At 71.1% G+C, this 14,563-nt stretch carries 11 protein-coding genes; 6 read left to right on the forward strand and 5 right to left on the reverse strand.

Features of this window, described 5'->3' with window-relative positions; genetic code table 11:
• Window positions 1–122 precede the first annotated feature (122 nt).
• On the forward strand, window positions 123–512 hold the full coding sequence (locus G4D85_RS30035; RefSeq protein ID WP_164017470.1) for a response regulator: 390 nt from the start codon (window positions 123–125) through the stop codon (window positions 510–512).
• Window positions 513–528: 16 nt separating this feature from the next.
• Here the strand turns inward: G4D85_RS30035 and G4D85_RS30040 are convergent, their stop codons facing one another.
• A complete protein-coding gene (locus G4D85_RS30040) occupies window positions 529–4,680 on the reverse strand; it encodes a protein kinase domain-containing protein (RefSeq protein WP_164017471.1) in 4,152 nt (1,383 codons plus the stop codon).
• Between the two features lie 111 nt (window positions 4,681–4,791).
• A complete protein-coding gene (locus tag G4D85_RS30045) occupies window positions 4,792–5,418 on the reverse strand; it encodes a hypothetical protein (protein WP_164017472.1) in 627 nt (208 codons plus the stop codon).
• 343 nt (window positions 5,419–5,761) lie between these two features.
• Between G4D85_RS30045 and G4D85_RS30050 the strand changes: the two genes are divergently transcribed.
• From G4D85_RS30050 to G4D85_RS30060, 3 genes are all read left to right on the forward strand, one after another.
• On the forward strand, window positions 5,762–7,912 hold the full coding sequence (locus G4D85_RS30050; RefSeq protein ID WP_164017473.1) for an FAD-dependent oxidoreductase: 2,151 nt from the start codon (window positions 5,762–5,764) through the stop codon (window positions 7,910–7,912).
• Between the two features lie 27 nt (window positions 7,913–7,939).
• Complete coding sequence (locus G4D85_RS30055) at window positions 7,940–8,731, forward strand: hypothetical protein (RefSeq protein WP_164017474.1); 792 nt, start codon at window positions 7,940–7,942, stop codon at window positions 8,729–8,731.
• A gap of 67 nt (window positions 8,732–8,798) precedes the next feature.
• On the forward strand, window positions 8,799–9,839 hold the full coding sequence (locus G4D85_RS30060) for a polyprenyl synthetase family protein (protein WP_164017475.1): 1,041 nt from the start codon (window positions 8,799–8,801) through the stop codon (window positions 9,837–9,839).
• Between the two features lie 17 nt (window positions 9,840–9,856).
• On the opposite strand, the gene G4D85_RS30065 is transcribed toward G4D85_RS30060, so the two are convergent.
• Window positions 9,857–11,251, reverse strand: a complete 1,395-nt coding sequence (locus G4D85_RS30065) for a HEAT repeat domain-containing protein (RefSeq protein ID WP_164017476.1) — start codon at window positions 11,249–11,251, stop codon at window positions 9,857–9,859.
• Window positions 11,252–11,490: 239 nt separating this feature from the next.
• On the opposite strand from G4D85_RS30065, the gene sitA6 reads away from it, so the two are divergent.
• Together sitA6 and sitI6 are read left to right on the forward strand one after the other, a co-directional pair.
• Window positions 11,491–12,156, forward strand: a complete 666-nt coding sequence (sitA6, locus tag G4D85_RS30070) for a SitA6 family polymorphic toxin lipoprotein (protein ID WP_164017477.1) — start codon at window positions 11,491–11,493, stop codon at window positions 12,154–12,156.
• Between the two features lie 6 nt (window positions 12,157–12,162).
• Window positions 12,163–12,882, forward strand: a complete 720-nt coding sequence (gene sitI6 / locus G4D85_RS30075) for a SitI6 family double-CXXCG motif immunity protein (protein ID WP_164017478.1) — start codon at window positions 12,163–12,165, stop codon at window positions 12,880–12,882.
• A gap of 38 nt (window positions 12,883–12,920) precedes the next feature.
• Here sitI6 and G4D85_RS30080 read toward each other — a convergent pair whose 3' ends face one another.
• Both G4D85_RS30080 and G4D85_RS30085 read right to left on the reverse strand, forming a co-directional pair.
• Complete coding sequence (locus G4D85_RS30080; protein WP_164017479.1) at window positions 12,921–13,607, reverse strand: J domain-containing protein; 687 nt, start codon at window positions 13,605–13,607, stop codon at window positions 12,921–12,923.
• 158 nt (window positions 13,608–13,765) lie between these two features.
• Window positions 13,766–14,533 carry a hypothetical protein gene (locus tag G4D85_RS30085; RefSeq protein WP_338052917.1) on the reverse strand — a complete coding sequence of 256 codons (768 nt, stop codon included), beginning with the start codon at window positions 14,531–14,533 and terminating at the stop codon, window positions 13,766–13,768.
• Window positions 14,534–14,563: the final 30 nt, after the last annotated feature.

The following is a 14,563-nucleotide window of genomic DNA, read 5'->3' on the forward strand; positions in this document are numbered from 1 at the left end:
TGAGGTCCGCCTCCTCATCTATCTACGCATTCGTGGCAGGAAGCGCGTTCACATTCTCGCTCCCGTGGACCTATCCAGATAGACAGGGCGCATCGTCGCCCATCACCGGATTGAGGTGCATCATGAACACCCAGCCCATTGTCCTCCTGGTCGACGACGACGCGGACCTGCGCGACATCTACACGCTGGTACTGGAAGACCTGGGCTGCACGGTCGCCACGGCCAGGGATGGGCAGGAAGCGCTGGAGCAGGCCCTGGCACGGCGGCCGGACCTCATCATCACCGACGTGTGCATGCCACGGGTGAACGGGCTGGAGCTGTGCTACCGGCTGCGTGCCAACGAGCGGCTGCGAGACATTCCGCTCATCATCCACAGCAGCGAGCACGCCCTCATCCCCCCGCGCGGCGAGGTCTTCCTGCACAAGGACGGTGACGTGTCGCGCTTTACCGCGCAGGTTGCACTCATCCTCGGCGGAGGGCGCGACGGGCCCACCTTCGCCTCCGTCGCCTGACGTCCCGGGCACCCGCTCAGGGCAGCTCCGCCAGCAGCCCCTGCGCGGCCTGGAGGTCGAGGAGGTCCTCATCCGGGGGAGCGCTGGCGCACGCCGCCTCCAGCACCGTGCGCGCCGCGCTCGTGTCTCCGGTACCTCGCAAGAGCGTGCCCAGGCGTACGCTCACGCGCACCTCCTGCAGCACCGCACCCAGGCTCCGGGCCTCCCCGAGCGACTGCTCGAAGGCCGCCCGCGCGGCCTGCGTGTCTCCTCGCAGGAGCTGGATTTCGCCCCTCAGCTGGTACAGCACCGGCATGTTGTGACGGGTCCGCATCGCGACCATCTCCGCCAGCCCTTCCTCCGCGGCCGCCATCGCCTCGTCGAGCCGCCCGCCCATGAGACAGGCCTGGGCCAGACACGTCAGGCAGGAGGGATAGATGAGCCGGGCGCCCATGGCCCGCAACAGGGCAAGCGCCTCGCGGACCGTCGCGATTCCCGCCTCCGGGTTCCCCAGCCCGGCCACGGCCATGCCGTAGAGGCAGGTGCAGTCCGCCATGACGAAGGGGAACCCGTTCTCCAGGCACAGGGCCCGGGCATGGGCCGACAAGTCTCGAGCCCCCTCCAGGTCATACGTGTCGATGGCCATCGTCGCTTCGAACATGAGCGCCGTCGCCAGCGCATACGGGTGGCGCATCGCCTCGGCGACCGCGAGCGCCACCTTGTAGCTCTCGCGCGCGGTGCGAGCGAAGCCCAGGTGCAGCTGGCTGAGGGCCGCGTACAGGTGTGCATAGAGGAGCTGCTCGTAGACGTAGTCCTGGCCGCCGGTGGGAAGCTGGAGGGAGTGCCGCGCGGTGCGCTGCTGGTGCATCAGCGCCAACATCTGGTGGCCATGGTCTCGACTGGCGGAGTACTTCCCCTGCCAGAAGGCCCAGGTGCAGAGCGTGCCATGCGCCATCATCCGGGTCTCCACATCCGAGGACGCCTCCAGGAGCCGGTGGAACCGCGCCGGGAGCCCGTCCGCGTCGGGGTCGCCTCGAATCATCGCCGTGTTCCAGATGCCCCAGAGCACCCGCAGCGGGGTCTCCCCCAGCCGCTCGCACAGCTCGAGCGCGCGGGCATAGGTGACCCTCACCTCCTCCGAGGTGACGCCCCGGGCGTAGCTGAACGCCTGGCCCAGGTTCCCGTGCAGGTAGACCTCCCGCAAGTCCCGCTCGGGAGAGGCGGGCAACAGCTGGAGCTGCTCGAGCGCGCGCGTGAGGTGGCGGATGCCCTCGGTGAGGGCCGACTTCGCCACGGCCTGCTCTCCGGCCCGGTGCCACAGCTCCACGGCCCTGGCCGTCATGACGGCCAGGGTGGCGTGCTGTGCCAGGAGCTCCGGCTGCTCCTCGACGACTTCGGGAAACTGCTCCTCCAGCACCTGGACGACGCGGGCATGGTGGCGCTGCCGCGTGCCACGCAGCAGGCATTGATAGGCGGCATCCTGGATGAGCGCATGCTTGAAGGCGTACGTCGTGTAGGGCGGTGAGCCCCGCCGGAAGAGCAGCCCGGCCCGCTCGAGCTGCTCCAGCTCCGGCAGCAGCTCATCCTCCGAAAGGAACGAGACGGCGCGCAGCAGCTCGTAGCTGAACTCCCGGCCCAGCGTGGCCGCCAGCTGGAGCTGGGCCTTCTGGCGCGGCGGGAGCTGGTCCAGTCGCGCCAGCAACAGCCCGTTCAGGGTGGCGGGAATGGGCAGTGGTGGGGCCCCGGGCGAGTCCGCATCCAGCCCTCCCAGCTCCAGCACCCTGCGCGTCACCTCCTCCACGAAGAGGGGGACTCCGTCCGTGGTGGCCACGAGCCGGGCCACCATGGCTTCCGGCAGCGCCCGCTCCCGGGACGCCTCGCGGACCAGGGACGCGGTGTCCTCCGGCGACAGCGGCTCCACGTCCAGCGAATGGAAGCCCGGGCGCCCGGCCTGGTCAGGCTGGAAGCAGGCCCGCGCGGTGAGCAGCACGCGCACGGGCGCTCCGCGCAGGTGCCCTGGCAGGGCTCCCAGGAACTGGAGCGTGGAGGGGTCCGCCCAGTGCAGGTCCTCCACCACCAGGACGAGCGGCCGCCGCACGGCCAGGTGCCGCAGCAGCGCCGCGAGGGCCTCCAGGATGCGGGCCCGCTGCCGCTCCGGCGACAGGTGGAGGAACGGGGCCGCATCGTCCAGGGGCAGCGAGAGGAGGGAGGCGAGCGGGTTCCAGTGCTCTCGCGGCAGGCCGAGCTCCTCCAGCCACGCCTCCAGCTTGCGCCGCCTGCGCTGGGGCGCATCCTCGGTCGCCAGCTCCGCGAAGCGCTGGAGCCAGTCGATGAGCGGGTGGAAGGCGCTGTGGCTGTACTGCGGCCAGCACTGGCACTGGGCCCAGGTGCTCGCGCCGGAAGGCTCGCGGTCATGCAGCTCCTGGACGAGGCGGGACTTCCCGATGCCGGCGTCCCCTCGCAGGAGGATGAACGTCCCCGCCTCGCCCGGGGGCGCATCCAGCAGCGAGGTCAGGAGGCGCAGCTCGCGCTCCCTTCCCACCAGGGGCGTCAGCGCGCCGATGACGAGCGCCCGGTCGAAGCGGCTCACCCCCCGGCACTCCCGAAGCACCTGGTGGATGCCCAGCGGCGGGGCGCCCGAGAGCCGCTCGAAGCTCCGGAGCCCCAGGGACTTCATCTGGAAGCGGCCCCGCACCAGCGCCCGCGTCGGGTCGCTGACGAGCACCGTGCCAGGGCTGGCCTGCGCGGCGAGGGCGACCACGACTCCGGGCGCCTCGCCCTGCATGGTGGGTCCCCTGCCGTACTGCGCGGGCAGCGCCTCCGCCAGGGCCACCAGGTCCGAGTGGATGCCCACCCGCAGCTCCAGGCCCCGGGCCCCGGAGTCCGCCAGCTGCCTGGGAAGTGCCTCCAGCAGGCGGAGCGCCGCGCGCACCGCGGACTCCGCGTCATCCTCCCGGGCCAGGGGGTAGCCGAAGCACGCGAGCACCTCCGCGCCGACGGCCGTCGTCACCGTGCCGCCATGCTGGCCGAAGATGTGGGCGCAGGCATGGTGGAACGCCGCCTCCAGTTCGCCCGAGTCCTCCGGGTCCAGTCGCGGCCCGGCGTCCGGGCTGAGCGAGAGCCGGCACGACACCAGCGTCACCTGCCGCCGTCCCGGCAGCCCGACACCGGTAGCCCGGGGATGGTCCGGAGTCAGTCGCTCCCGCAGCGCGCACAGCCGCTCCAGCAGCTCGGCGCCCGAGCGGGGGCGCGCCTCCACGTCCTTGGCCAGGGCCGCGGCCACCAGCGCGTCCAGCGCCTCGGGCAGGTCGGGGCGCCGCTCCCGCAGGGGGGGCATGGGCTCCAGGGAGGTGACCCGGGCGCGCAGCGCGGCGGTGTCCCGCTCCTGCAGGGGAAGCCCGCCGGTGAGCAACTGGAAGAGGAGGACTCCGGCGGACCACACGTCGGACCGCGCATCCACGCGGCCTCCCGTCCACTGCTCCGGTGCCATGTAGGGGGGCGTTCCCGCCCGCTCCAGGCCCCCCTGGGCGGGAGGGCCCGTCGACATCCGCGCCAGGCCGAAGTCGAGGAGCTTCACCCTTCCCCCGCGCAGCATGAAGACGTTGGCCGGCTTGAGGTCCCGATGGACGAGGCCCCGCTCGTGCGCGTGCGCCAGGCCCGCCGCCACATCGACCACGATGTCGAGCGCGCGCCGCAGGCCGGGCCGCTCCCGCCGCAGGAGCGACTGCAGGGACTCCCCCTCCAGGTACTCCATGACGAGGAAGGGGATGCGGGGCGCGTCGGGCGCGTGCCGGGGCGCCCACTCGGAGACGTCGTGGATGCGGACGATGTTCTCGTGGTCGAGCCTGGCAACCGCCTGCGCTTCCTTCCGCAGGAACGCCAGCCGCTCGGGCCCGGCGAGCTTGAGGTCGGGCAGCAGGAACTTCAGGGCGACGGTGCGCCGCAGCTCGTGGTCCAGCGCCCGGAAGACCTGGCCCATCCCTCCGCCGCCGAGCAGCGCGAGCACCTCGTACCGGCCCCCGTCCAGCCCTCCCAGCCGCTCCCCCTGAAGGGGCTGCGGCCCGGCGGGCGCCTCACCGGAGAGCCTTCTCAACAAGGTGTCATGGAAGTCCGAGTCGTGCGTCGTGCTGAGGTCCTCGGTGTGAGCTGGCACCGCGTCCTCGCGCCCCAGGAAGCTGGGCTCCTTCATCCGGTCTCCCCTTCCCGCGGCAGGCCGCGCACGATGGGCCAAGGAGAGGGAGTCCTCCGGGGGCACTCGTGACGGCGCGGGCGACCCCTACTCTGGAGCTCGAAGCAGGGCTCAGCCGCCTCCCGCTCCGGAGAGCGCGGCGAATATCCAGATGAAGGCCCGGGGCCAGCGGTGCGCCTCGCCCCGGCGCTTCGAATACACGATGCCGGCGTAGAAGCCCGGGTCGAGGGTCTGCCCGCTCAGGCCGACGAGCCGCACCTCCAATTGCGTGCCCCCATCGGTGACGTGACACTCGATTCCGCGGGCGCTCAGGACGGCGGCCGGCTCGCCGCCCGGCATGCGCTCGGCGGGCCCTCCGAACTTCATGATGGGAGTCAGCTCCAGCTCCGACTCATCCACGGCCGCCGTCAGCATGACTTTCTGGGGAGGAGGCGACTCGGAATCCCTATCGATGATGAAGATGAGGCTGGGGACCTGGCCCTGCGCGCTCGCGAGCCGCCCGGGGGTCAGCCACAGCGACATTCCCCGCAGCCAGGTGGCGAAGGAGAAGCTCACCAGCTGCGAGACTCCGAGCTGCCCCTTCCGTCCCTGGTCGAAGAGCTGGCCCATGGCCAGGCCCTGCTGCTGCCAGAAGCCCGCCATGGACAGGACCAGGGCATTCCAGAGCCGGAGCGCGTCGGAGGCCTCCGACATGCCGAAGTCCGCCTGCATCCTGTCCTCGGAAGGAGTCTCCGCCATCACTGCCTCCTTGCCGGCGGCTCCCTCCCGCCCCGGCTGGGGTGGGAAGGCGGGGCCGGGCCGTCGACTGGCGACTCATGGGCCACCAGGTTCCACGCTCCCCCCTTCCGGACCCGCGCTTCAGCCTCAACCTGGGGAGGGACAGCGCATCCTCAAGGGACGGCCATGCGGCGGGTCGAATCTCTGGAGGCCACGGCGGCCTCATCCCATGGTCATTCACAGACATCCTCATGCCCTGGCGGGCAACCCACAGGTCGGTATCCAGACAGCGCCCGGCGAAAGTCCTTCATGACGGGCTCCCGCGATTGACGGGCTTCCCCGTGAACCCTACCAATGGCCGGCGATGCGCCAGGGCAAACCCATCCATGTCGTGGTCATCGGTGGTGGCTGTGCGGGAATCACCGCCGCGTTCGAGCTGACCCGGCCGGAGCACCAGGGACGCTACCGCGTCACCGTGTACCAGCTTGGCTGGAGGCTGGGCGGCAAGGGCGCCTCGGGCCGGGGGCCCGCCGAGCGCATCCAGGAGCACGGGCTGCACCTGTGGATGGGCTACTACGAGAACGCGTTCCGGCTGCTGCGCGAATGCTACGCGGAGCTGGGGCGTGAGCCGGCGACCTCGCGGCTGACGGACTGGCGGGACGCCTTCAGTCCCGCCCACTTCATCGGGGCCGCGGACTGGGCCTCCGGCGAGCGCTGGTCGCCATGGACGGTCCACTTCCCCGCCTTCGAGGGGCTGCCGGGAGACCCCGGGCGCGCCCCGCCCCTCCTGACGCTGGCGGACTACCTGAAGCGGTGCCTGGAGTTGCTGCGCACCCTGGTCGTCACCGCGCGGGTGACAGCGCCCGCGCCCGAGCCTTCCGCGCGCCCGGAGACAGCCGAGACGCTCCGTGAGGCGATGAGGCGCCTGCTCAAGTACGGCGCGCTGGCCACGGGCACCGCCCTATCCGAGGCCCTGCGGCTGCTGGGCGCCGCGCTCGGCACGCCCCAGCGCCTTCCGGAGAGCCTGCTGCTGCGCTTCCAGGAAGAGGTGGCCGCCGCACTGCGCGTCCAGCTCGAGCAGCGCATCGACGGGGATGACGAGCTGAGGCGCGTCTGGGAAATCGCCGACCTGGTGCTGGCCATCGTCCGCGGCGTGCTCCGCTTCCGCCTGCTGACGGACCCGCGCGGGCTGGACGCCATCAACGACTACGACTGCCGGGAGTGGCTTCGGCTCAACGGCGCCTCGGAGCGCTCCCTCAACAGCGCCTTCACGCGGGCGCTCTATGACCTTGCCTTCGCCTACGAGCAGGGCGACCCCGAGCGGCCCCGCATCGCCGCCGGGCAGGCCCTGCGCGCGTCCTTCCGCTCGTTCTTCACCTACCGGGGCGCCTTCTTCTGGAAGATGCGGGGCAGCATGGGCGACGTCGTCTTCGCCCCGTACTACGAGGTGCTGAAGCGGCGCGGCGTGCGCTTCGAGTTCTTCCACCGCCTGGAGAACGTCCGTCGGGTGGACCCGGCCCGGCTCGCGCCCGGCGAGCGCCCCTACCTCGAGGCCCTCGACTTCGACGTGCAGGCCGAGGTGAAGGACGGCGGTGAGTACCAGCCGCTCGTGGACGTGCGGGGCCTGCCGTGCTGGCCCGCCGTCCCGGATTGGCGACAGCTCGTGGACGGGGAGCGGCTGGAGCAGGAGGCGTGGAAGTTCGAGTCCCATTGGGAGCGGCGGAAGACGGGCACGCGGACGCTGCGCGTGGGCCAGGACTTCGACCTGGTCGTCCTGGCGGTGGGCGGCGGCGCGGTCCGCCACGCCTGCAGGGACCTGGTGGAGGCGGACTCCCGCTGGCGCGACATGGTGGAGCACGTGAAGACGGTGCCCACCCAGGCCGTCCAGCTCTGGCTGAGCGCGAGCATGCGGGAGCTGGGCTGGCATGAGGCGCCCATCAACCTCTCCGGCTTCATCACCCCCTTCGACACCTGGGCGGACATGACCGCGCTGGCGCCGGAGGAAGGCTGGGCCCGGCCGCCGCAGGCCATCGCCTATTTCTGCAGCGCGCTGCCGGACGTGCCGGAGGCGGAGCAGGAGCGCCCCGCCTTCCCGGACGAGCAGCATGAGCGGGTGCGGCGCAACGCCGTGCGCTTCCTGCGGAGAGACCTCTGTCACCTCTGGCCGAGGGCCTGTCGCTCCCCCGGCGAGTTCCGGTGGGAGCTGCTGATGGACCCGCATGAGCGGCCCGGCGAGCCGCCACGCGCCACGGGCGAGGCGCGCTTCGCCTCGCAGTACTGGACGGCGAATGTGAATCCCACGGACCGCTACACGCTCTCGCTGCCCGGCAGCCTGCGCTTCCGCATCTCCCCGCTCGACAACACCTACGACAACCTCACCGTCGCGGGGGATTGGACAGACTGTGGCATCAACCTGGGCTGTGTGGAGGCCGCGGTGATGTCCGGGCGGCTGGCGGCACACGCGGTGGCGGGTGTCCCGAGGCTGGAGGACATCGTGGGGTACGACCACCCATGAGCGGCGTTCTGCTTGCTGGAGGTGTGAATGGAAGGCCATGAGCGGGTGAGGCGTCCGGAGCCGGAGCGCACGCAGCCCATCCGGAACTGGTGGAGCGCCTTCGGGCCTCCGGGCATGCCTCCGTTCCCCGGGATGCCCCAGCCCCCCGGGAACGAGCCCGCCGCGGCGGACGCCGTGTCTCGCGGGGTGGAGCTGGGCTACCAGGTCGTCGGGGAGTACCTGCGCCAGGGACAGAACGTCGCGCGGATGATGTGGGCGCCGTACCTGGGCGGCCCCGCCGCTGGAGGGATGAACGCTCGCATGGAGCCCCTGGTCCGCAGCTTCATGGACTTCGCGAGCGTCTGGATGGAGCTGATGGGCATGACAGGCGGCGGAGGCTTTCCCTCGCCCGTGGGCATGGCGGGGCCCTTCCACGTGGGCAGGCCGCCAGAGCCGACGCCGGAAGCGCCGCCGCCAGCCCCGGCCGTGCGGCAGGCACCCGCGCCCGCCGCCTCCGGCACGGTGGGGCCGGAGGCTCGGGCCGCGCCCTCCCCCATCCTCACGCTCGACCTCGAGTCGGCCCGGAGGGTGGAAGTCTCGGTGGACCTGCGCCCGCGCGCGTCCGGAGCGTCCCTGCGCGTGGTGGACCTGCGCGGGACGGAGCCCGGACTGCCTCCGCTCACGGACGTGAGCCTCACCTCGGACCCGGAGGAAGGACGCGTCATCCTCCGCCTCCGCGTTCCAGACGCCTCGCCCCCCGGCATCTACACGGGCGTCATCCTCGACCTGAGGACGGGCCTCCCATGCGGCACCCTCGCCGTGCGGCTCGTGCCCCGATGAGCCGCCATGCGGCTCGTGCTCCGATGAGCCGCACAGCGGCTCGTGCTTCGATGCACGGAGGCCCCGGATGACCCCCGCCACGCCAGCGGCGACCCTCGTGCGGGAGGTGCTCGCGGAGTACGGCGGCGCCGCGCAGACGCGGATGCGTGAGTACCTGAAGGGCGGCACGTCCGGCCGCGCCTTCCAGGCGCTCGTCGCGGACTACCCCGAGCGCGGAGGCCGGGCCCTGCGCGCCAGCCTCTGCATGGCCACCGCGCGTGCCTTCGGCGCGAACCCGGCGGACGCGCTGAACTCCGCCGCCGCCATCGAACTGCTCCACAACGCCTTCCTCGTCCACGACGACGTGGAGGACGAGAGCGAGGAGCGGCGCGGGCGCCCCACGCTGCACCGGCTCCATGGCATCCCCATGGCCATCAACGTGGGGGACGCGCTCGCCGTGCTCAGCCTGCGCCCGCTCATCGACAACGTGGGGCGGCTGGGCCCCCGGCTCGCGCTGCGCATCATGGAAGAGGCGGAGCGGATGGCGCGCGAGTCCGTGGAGGGACAGGCGCTGGAGCTGGACTGGCGCCAGCGCAACGCCACCGACCTGGGCGAGTCCGACTACCTGCGCATGGTCCTCAAGAAGACGTGCTGGTACACCACCATCTACCCCACCCGGCTCGGCGCGCTCATCGGCACGCGGGATGGCGTGGACCTGGACCGCTACTTCCGCTTCGGCTTCTTCGTCGGCGCCGCCTTCCAGCTCCAGGACGACCTGCTCAACCTCATCGGCGACGAGGCCCGCTACGGCAAGGAGCGGAACGGGGACCTGCTGGAGGGCAAGCGCACCCTCATGGTCATCCACCTGCTCGCCGCCTCCACTCCGGATGAGCGGGGGCGGCTCGCACGTCTCCTCGGCCAGCCCCGCTCGGAGCGGACCGGGGAGGACGTGCGGTGGATTCGCGAGCAGATGGACCGGTACGGCTCCATCGACTACGCGCGGCAGGTGGCCCACGGGCTCGCCGGGGCCGCGCTGCACGAGTTCTCGGTCGCCTACGCCGACCTGCCGGACTCTCCGGACAAGCGCTTCCTGGAGGCCCTTCCCACCTGGGCCTTGGAGCGGGCCTGACCCAAGAGCCCTTCCGCCTACTTCGGCTGCTGCGCGAGCCACGCCTTCCACTGCTCGGCGGTCTCGAGGTCCTTTCCCGACAGCAGCTTGAGGACGTTGACCGCGGGCTCGCGGTTGATGGGCTGGTTGAGCGCCGCCATGTCCACCAGCAGCGGGCCGAGCTGTCGGATGAGCGGAGCCTGCTGCGCCTTGAGTGCGTCGGGCTTCAAGTCAGTCAGCAGATACTCGAGCAGGAAGAGGGACTTGTTGCGGTCCGAGGTCTCCGGCAGGGAGGTCGCGTCCACCACCACGGCGATGTCCACCAGGGGCTTCTCCGCCTTCTCCTGGGTGGCGAGCAGCACGCGCAGTACGTTGTTGCGCACGTGGCTGTCGGGGTCTCGGATGTAGGGCACCAGCCGCTCCACCATCTGCTCCGGCGTGGAGGCGTACGCGAGCAGGAAGGCCGCGGACGCGCGTGACTCCGCGTCGGACTCCTCGCGCAGCACCCGCGCCAGCGCATCCGCCGCGGCGGGCACCTTCTCGACGAAGTACGTCTCCAGGGGCTCGAGCTCCGGGTGGCCGAAGCTGATGGGGCAGTGGGTGACGCGGCAGCGGGGCTCGGACGGGTTGAGCTCGCCGGACTGCATGAGCTGGAAGGCCCTCTCCTCAAAGGCCCGCCACCGGGCGACGAGGCCCTCGGGGTCCTCCGGGTGGCCCGAAGGCTTGGGGAGGAAGCGCAGCCGGTGCGAGTCCTCCGCGTCCACCATGTCCACGGTGACGAAGGCGCGGAACTTGTCCTCGCCCGCGAAGAAGTAGACGAACGCCACGTTCGCGAAGGCGAGGTTGTACTTCTCGCGCAGGGTCCGCTCCGTCAGCTCGAAGAAGGCCTTGCTGTGCACGGCGGGCTTCCCCAGCTCGTACCCCAGCAGGCGGCTGACAATCTCGGCGTTGACGCGGCGCGAGCCATACGCGTCGATGGCGCCCAGCGTGGCGATGGGTATCGCCGGAGGCGGCAGGTCCGGCTGCTTCTGGCGGTTCGCCTCCACGCGGGCCACCACCGTGCTCCAGTCGGAGTGGGCATGGAGCGAGGTCAGCTCCGGGTTGAAGCGCAGGTGCTCCGCCTCCAGGTAGCCGCTGTCGGCCGAGCGCTTCAGCAGGCCGAGCGCCTTTGAGGCGTCACCGCCCAGCGCGGCGCAGCCCGCCGCCCGGTAGAAGGCCGTGGCGCGGCAGTCGTCGTCCGCGCAGGACCCGGCCACCTCACTGAACCGCTCCGCGCAGGAGGGGAAGTCCAGCGCCAGGTACGACGCGTCGGCGCGGGCGGACAGCGCCTCGGCATTGGTGGAAGGCTGGGTCCCAGCCTCCCCGGATGTCTTCGGTGCATGGGCACAGCCCACACCCAGCAGGACCAGCCAGACTCCCAGCGTCTTCTTCATGAGCCCCTCCCTTGGAGGGTCATGACTATCGCACTCCCGTTACGGGATTGCAGCGCGGACGCACCTCGAAGGTGGCGCCGCGTCCAGGCTCGCTGCGACGCGGATGGAACCGCCATGTCCGTCGACAATCTGCCGGGCGATGAAGAGCCCCAGGCCGCCATGGTGGCGCGCGGAGGCGGCGCGCTCGAACTTGTGCGAGTGGACGAGCGTCGCCGACCCGATGCTAGGTTCCGCCGTCTATGCGGACTCTTCGCGTCGTCTGCGTTTCATTGCTTGCCGTGGCGTGGCTGGGCTGCGCCACCGCACCGCACACGCCCCTGGAGCAGGCTTGGGAAAATGCGGAGGTCGAGTGCGACGACTCTCGGGAGGACCGGTGCGTCACCCTCCTGTGCCTGGGTGACACCTGCGGCTTCTACCGCTGCGAGGACCTGCCCGGTGAAGTCGAGCTGGCGCGCTTCCCGGGGGCGCGCCCCCCGGCTGCTTCACCGGGCAGGGGCCCGCGGAGGAACTGGGGCGGCGCGGGAAAGCTTCCTGGTGGGGCCGTCATGGTCTTCCCCAACTGGAACGGCGGGCCCGAGCGAGTCATCCCCCCTTCACGGCAACTGACGCCCGGGCGCTGGGAGAAGCACCATGTCTTTCCCCAGGAGCCGGAATTGAAGGCGTGGTTCGTGCGCCAGGGCGTCAACATCCACGACTACACGATGCCCATCCCTCGTGACCTGCACCTCAGGATTCACAGCGTGGGGGGACGTGGGGGGCGGTGGAACCAAGCCTGGCGAGACTTCGTGAAGGCGAAGCCCGTTGCTACGCCCGAACAGATTTTCAAGCACGCGGGGGAACTCATCCACCGCTTCGAGCTCATCGGCGGCCCCGTTCAGCCCTACTATTCCCGCCCTGGAACGTGAGGACGGATGAGCCGATTCTTCTGGGTGGATGAGGACGACGCGGTCGCCGCGAAGCACGGCGGCGAAGCCCACGGCGCGCACAAATGGGGGCTACCCGGAGCGAGGTGTCACACGTGTGGCGCCACCTGGGGCGGGGCGGGCCACCAGTACCCGAGTGTGGACCTGTCGCAACTGCCAGAACGGAAGGAGTTCGAGAGGGCCAGACCCGAGCCCTTCACCGAGTTCGCGCGCCTGCGCGAGTTGGTGCGCCCCCTGGCGCCCCCGAATGCGACATTGCCACCCGGTACACGCTTCGGACCGCTGGTGGGCACCGCGTTTGGAAAGCTGCCAGCCTTCAGCTGGATAATCGAGGTGCTGCTGGTGCGCCGGGAGACGCTGGAGCGCCTCCAGGCCGAAGGCGTGCGGGGCCTCCTCGGCTGCCGCACGGAGCTGCGATTCCGGCAGAAGAACCCGCCAGAGCTGCTGGAGCTTCAAATTGAACCGCTTGGCCGGCTGCATCCTGACTGCATTCCGTCGGACGTGCCTCCACCCTGCACCACCTGCGGCCGGCTTGACCTCACCCGGCCAGACGAACCCATCCTCGACGCCGCGTCCCTGCCCACCGATCTGGACCTCTTCCGCGTTGGCAACTTCGCCACCATGGTCATCGGCACCGAGCGCTTCATCGAGGCCGTGCGCCGCCTGGAACTCGACGGCCTCACCATCCGCGAGCTGCCCACGCGGTAGGAACAGCAGGAGCACAAGGGCGCCCCTCACCCTCGGGCCTACTCCCGCCGGCCCCGCCCCGCCCGCACCGGCGCCAGGAGGCTCGCGAACGCCGCGTTGATGCGCTTCGTCTCCGCCTCCGCCACCTCGCGGAGCTTCGGCCCCAGCCCCGCCACCTTGTCCGGGTGGTACTGCTGAAGCAGCACGTTGCGTGCCGCCCGCGCCTCCTCGAACGACGCCCCCGGCGTCAGCCCCAGCAACAGGTACGGGTCATCCACGGCCACGGGCTCGGGCGCGGGCTTCGCGCGGGAGGCCCGCTTCGCCCGGTTCTTCAGCAGCCGCTCCATGGCAATGAGCTTCACGCGGGTGAGGATGGCGTCGTTGCGCTCGCGCTGCTTGAGCCGGACATACCCCTGCTGCGACAGCGCGCTGATGAACAGCGACACCGCCTGCGTCGCCAGCGCCTGCGTGTCCAGGTTCAGCGCAGGCTCACTCCGCCAGCACAGCTTCCCATCCGCGAAGATGAAGACATCCCCCGCGTGGACGGCGTCCCCCACACCCCGGAGTGCCTCCGGACTCGCGGAAGCCAGCTTCACGTCCGGGGACCACGCGAAGATGCGGTCCGCCAGCTCCGGCGGGAAGGCGCTCTCCGTGCCGCTCGCGCTCGCCAACACCACCGATGTGCCGGCGCGGGAGGTGAAGCGACTGAGCTCCGTGGCGGTGCCGAAGAAGGGAACCGAAAGCATGCACAGGACCGTGGCCGCCGAGGCGCTCGCTGAAGCGGCGCGACCATGTAGCGTCCCGCGTTTGAAAAGTCGAGATGGGTCCTGAAACGCGCACGGGCCCGGCGGAGCAGCGTCGCTCCACCGGGCCCGTTGACGAAGTCACCGCATCCGTGTCTCGGCTACGGCTCTTCCGACGGCACCTCGCCCGTGAGCACGCAGATGAGCGCCACCGGGTCGCACTTCACGGGGAAGAGCGGGTTGATGCCCGAGCCGCGCGTCCGCCCCGCGTCGAAGTCCGCGTACGGGTCACACGCCACTTCGTTGACGCCGCCGTCGCTGAGCCCGCACGCCACCACCGGCCAGATGCCCTTGGCGGTGTACTCCGCGGTGCAGCCGTTCTCCGTGTACCGCAGCTCCGCGGCGAACTGCGTGCCCGGAATCCCCGGCGTGTTGTAGATGCGCAGGTTGGACCACTCGTACCCGAAGCTCTGCGCCGGCAGGGCCGCGGGGCCTCCATCCGGCAGCACCCCGCCGTCCGGCAGGCCCGCCGCCGAGGCGGGCACGTCCAGCCGGGCGGGCGTCAACGTGGGCACGTTGCAGAAGTTGTCCGGCCCCGGCGCCGCGCTGGCGAACGGGCCCACCGAGTACGTCGTGTGCGTGGGGTCCGGGTCCGGCCGCGACGCGAAGTTCCGCCCCAGCGTCCCCAGCCGTGCACTGCGCACCGCCACGGTGTCCGCCGCGCTGGGGTCCTCGCTGAAGAACTTCTGCAGGCCCACCCGCTCCGGCTGGAGCCGTGCGCACTGCAGGTCCGGGTTCTGCCCGGGCTTCAGGGTGTACGTCGCCGCGAACGAGCCGGTGGAGCCGTCGATGCTCGCCCGGGCCACCACGCACTGCGGCTCCGGGTCCTCGACATTGCAGGCCACCACGGCCACCGCGGCGGTCGCCACGCCTACGCTCAATCCCATCAATCGGAGTTT

This window comes from Pyxidicoccus trucidator, from assembly GCF_010894435.1.
GTDB lineage: Bacteria > Myxococcota > Myxococcia > Myxococcales > Myxococcaceae > Myxococcus > Myxococcus trucidator.

Bases quoted from the DNA above. Each gene is read 5' to 3' on its own strand.
- G4D85_RS30065 (WP_164017476.1), bottom strand. From the start codon at position 11,251: ATGAAGAAGACGCTGGGAGTCTGGCTGGTCCTGCTGGGTGTGGGCTGT.
- G4D85_RS30045 (WP_164017472.1), bottom strand. From the start codon at position 5,418: ATGGCGGAGACTCCTTCCGAGGACAGGATGCAGGCGGACTTCGGCATG.
- sitI6 (WP_164017478.1), top strand. From the start codon at position 12,163: ATGAGCCGATTCTTCTGGGTGGATGAGGACGACGCGGTCGCCGCGAAG.
- G4D85_RS30080 (WP_164017479.1), bottom strand. From the start codon at position 13,607: ATGCTTTCGGTTCCCTTCTTCGGCACCGCCACGGAGCTCAGTCGCTTC.
- G4D85_RS30050 (WP_164017473.1), top strand. From the start codon at position 5,762: ATGCGCCAGGGCAAACCCATCCATGTCGTGGTCATCGGTGGTGGCTGT.
- sitA6 (WP_164017477.1), top strand. From the start codon at position 11,491: ATGCGGACTCTTCGCGTCGTCTGCGTTTCATTGCTTGCCGTGGCGTGG.
- G4D85_RS30040 (WP_164017471.1), bottom strand. From the start codon at position 4,680: ATGAAGGAGCCCAGCTTCCTGGGGCGCGAGGACGCGGTGCCAGCTCAC.
- G4D85_RS30035 (WP_164017470.1), top strand. From the start codon at position 123: ATGAACACCCAGCCCATTGTCCTCCTGGTCGACGACGACGCGGACCTG.
- G4D85_RS30060 (WP_164017475.1), top strand. From the start codon at position 8,799: ATGACCCCCGCCACGCCAGCGGCGACCCTCGTGCGGGAGGTGCTCGCG.
- G4D85_RS30055 (WP_164017474.1), top strand. From the start codon at position 7,940: ATGGAAGGCCATGAGCGGGTGAGGCGTCCGGAGCCGGAGCGCACGCAG.